At 69.1% G+C, this 2,183-nt stretch carries 1 protein-coding gene; it reads right to left on the reverse strand.

From position 1 onward, the window contains the following. Positions 1–81: 81 nt before the first annotated feature. Complete coding sequence (locus tag ACFWFI_RS42435) at positions 82–1,971, reverse strand: AMP-dependent synthetase/ligase (protein WP_387401265.1); 1,890 nt, start codon at positions 1,969–1,971, stop codon at positions 82–84. Positions 1,972–2,183 lie beyond the last annotated feature (212 nt).

The following is a 2,183-nucleotide window of genomic DNA, read 5'->3' on the forward strand; positions in this document are numbered from 1 at the left end:
GGGTGCTCCCGCACCCACCGGCCCCGGCTCCGACGTGCTCCTTCGGCTGCCATGCCTCGCTGGAGCCCGCCTGCGTGTCGTCTACGCCTCGCGGGAGCCCGCGTACATGTCGTCGATGAGGTCCCGGTACTCGCGCTCGACGACCGGGCGCTTCAGCTTGAGGCTGGGGGTCAGCTCCCCGTGCTCGATGTCGAGGTCGCGCGGCAGGAGCCGGAACTTCTTGATGGTCTGCCAGCGCTGCAGACCCTCGTTGAGCCGCTTCACATAGCCCTCGATGAGTTCCACGGCCTGCGGGGACGCCACCACGTCGGCGTACGGCTTGCCGCCCAGTCCGTTCTCCTGCGCCCAGCCGAGGATGGTCGGCTCGTCGAGCGAGATGAGGGCGGTGCAGAAGTTACGGTCCGCGCCGTGCACCAGGATGTTGGAGACGAACGGGCACACCGCCTTGAACTGTCCCTCGACCTCGGCCGGGGCGATGTACTTGCCGCCCGACGTCTTGATCAGGTCCTTCTTGCGGTCGGTGATCCGCAGGTAACCGTCCTCGGACAGCTCGCCGATGTCACCGGTGTGGAACCAGCCGTCGGACTCCAGCACCTCGGCGGTCTTCTCGGGCAGCCGGTGGTAGCCCTCCATCAGCCCGGGGCCGCGCAGCAGGATCTCGCCGTCGTCCGCGATCCGGACCTCGGTGCCGGGGAGCGGCTTGCCGACGGTGCCGGTGCGGTAGGCCTCGCCCGGGTTGACGAAGGAGGCGGCGCTGGACTCGGTCAGGCCGTAGCCCTCCAGGATGTGGATGCCCGCTCCGGAGAAGAAGAGGCCGATGTCGGGGGCCAGGGCCGCGGAGCCGGAGACGCAGGCGCGGAGCCGTCCGCCGAAGGCCTCACGGATCTTCGCGAAGACGAGGGTGTCGGCGACCTTGTGCTTGGCGCCGAGCGCGAACGGCACGGAGGCCTTGCCCGTGCGCCGGAAGTTGTCCTGCGACACCGTGGCGTGCTCGCGGGCGACGCCGGCCGCCCACTGGAAGATCTTGTACTTGGCGCCGCCGCCGGCCCGTGCCTTGGCCGCGACCCCGTTGTAGACCTTCTCGAAGATCCGGGGAACAGCGGCCATGTAGGTCGGCTGGACCACCGGGAGGTTCTCGATGATCTTGTCGACGCGGCCGTCGACGGCCGTGACGTGACCGACCTCGATCTGGCCGGACGTGAGCACCTTGCCGAAGACGTGCGCGAGTGGCAGCCAGAGGTACTGGACGTCGCCCGCGGTGATCAGGCCGGTCGCCACGGTCGCCTTGGCCATGTACGACCAGTTGTCGTGCGGCAGCCGTACACCCTTGGGACGGCCCGTGGTGCCCGAGGTGTAGATCAGGGTCGCCAGCTGGTCGGGGGTGATGGCGGCGACCCGGTCGGTGATCGCGTCCGGGTTCTTCACCAGGTATTCGGTGCCCCGGGCCTCGAGCTCGGCCAATGAGAGGACCCAGCCCTCGGGGTCGCCCTCCACCGGCTCGGCGCCGGCCGGATCGATGACGACGACATGCGCCAGTTCAGGCAGCTCGGCCCTGTTCTCCCGGGCCTTCGCCAGCTGGGCGGCGTCCTCGGCGATCAGCACGCGGCTGTCGGAGTCGGCCAGGATGAAGGCGGACTCCTCGGTGTTCGTGGAGGGGTAGATCGTCGTGGTCGCCGCGCCCGCGCACATCACGCCGAGGTCGGCGAGGATCCACTCGACGCGGGTGGACGAGGCGAGCGCGACACGCTCCTCCGGCTGGACACCCAGAGCGATCAGACCGGCCGCGATGGCGTGGACCCGCTCGGCGGCCTGCGCCCAGGTGAGTGACTTCCAGTCGTCCGGGCCCTGGCCCGAGGCGGCCGGCACCGGGTAGCGGTACGCCTCACCGTCCGGTGTGGCCGCCACGCGGTCGATGAAGAGAGTCGCCACCGAGGGCGGTCGGCTATCGATCAAGGTCTGTGTGTCGCTCACGACGTCCTCCGGGCCTGCGGCATTGCTACGACCGGCTTATGGGTGCTGCTGCTTGAATGTCCTGCTTCTCGTTCCCGCTCGACCTGCTTGTTTAACTGGCGAGTAACTAACGGGTGGTGATCAGAGTAGAGCGCGTGGGACCGTCGCGTAAGAGGCAACAGGCCGCCGCTTGATAACGAACCGGGCCCCTGTGCCGCGGGTGTCCGCGGCAC

Origin of the sequence: Streptomyces sp. NPDC060209 (assembly GCF_042728155.1) — a bacterium.
Lineage (GTDB): Bacteria > Actinomycetota > Actinomycetes > Streptomycetales > Streptomycetaceae > Streptomyces.